This window comes from Thermogutta sp. (assembly GCF_039793925.1).
Classification (GTDB): domain Bacteria; phylum Planctomycetota; class Planctomycetia; order Pirellulales; family Thermoguttaceae; genus Thermogutta.
Genome location: NZ_JBAMME010000289.1, coordinates 92,937 through 94,036, shown reverse-complemented (window position 1 = coordinate 94,036; position 1,100 = coordinate 92,937). Strand labels below are relative to the sequence as shown.

The window sequence follows — 1,100 nt, the reverse complement described above, 5'->3', positions numbered from 1 at the left end:
CAGTCGATCGCCAAAAGGGAAAAATCCCTAGGAGATCGACTGCAACTTAGCGTAGCAATGGACGACCAACTTGTCAATGCCCATCAATGGCTGGTCCGGTATACGTAGAAAGGGTGGTTTCCCCGGTTAACGGCAAAGAAAAGGCATCGCTTCAGCCAGGCGAAGGCCGTCCACCCGCGTCGCTGGACCCTCCAGTGCGCACCCGAGGGAAGCTTACGCCGCGTCTCTCTCAAAGGAAATCACGCCTGCAGCACCGAAGTGCCGTGTCTTCAGATCGATTTGACAGAAAACCTGGCCTATCGTTGCTTGGTCAGGCGATCGGGGCCAGTCTGTTCGCTCCGCGATGACGCTCCCCTTGACGGGGGGTGCGGTCGGCGGGTTGCGAATGCGAGGCGGCGGGTTGGTAACGCGGAGGAATCGACCGTCAAAGCAGCGTCTCCAAAAGCAGGCGGAATTTCCGGAGTTCGGCGTTCTGGTCTACGCCCGGCTCGGGGAGGATGTCGATCGAGAGGGCTCGGTCGTACTCATATCGGCTGAGATTGGCCAGAAGCTTGCTATACTCTACTTCTCCCTGGCCGACGCGCACCTGAAAGCGATCCTTCTTGGTGTCCCGCAGTCGGACGTGGCGGACGTACTTCAGAATGGGCTCCATACTCGGTGGGGATGTCCGCTCATAAATGAAGTAGCTGGGGTCCAGGCAAATGCCGAGGCCCTTGGCGTGATGGCAGAGCACGGCTGCGGTTTCCGGGGATTCACTCATGCGGCCGGTCTCGACGAGCATGGCCACGACGACCTCTTCCATGGCGGCAATCGCCACCATCCGCTGCAGCCGTTCCACCTCCTCGTTAAAGGGTGTGCCGAGCTCCGAGGCGCGGACGACCACCGTCACGACTCGGGTTGCCTTGGCGAGTTTGCAGCAGGCCGCGAATTGCCGGTAATACTCTTCTCCCTGGGCTTCAATGTCCACGCTGTAGGCGACCGGAGTGAGGCGATGGGTTTGACGACAGATAGCAATCGCGCGATCCAAGTCGGCCGCAATTTCGGAGGGTTTCAGATGCCCCTCTGCTTCGTGGGCGATGATTTCCACGTGCGTAAACTCG

General features: G+C 59.7%; 1 protein-coding gene. It reads right to left on the bottom strand.

Annotated elements, in window-relative coordinates; translation table 11 throughout:
* Window positions 1–424: 424 nt before the first annotated feature.
* Window positions 425–1,100, bottom strand: a 676-nt coding sequence (locus ABJK56_RS14940) for a TIM barrel protein (RefSeq protein WP_347245469.1), incomplete at its 5' end; no start/stop codon positions are given.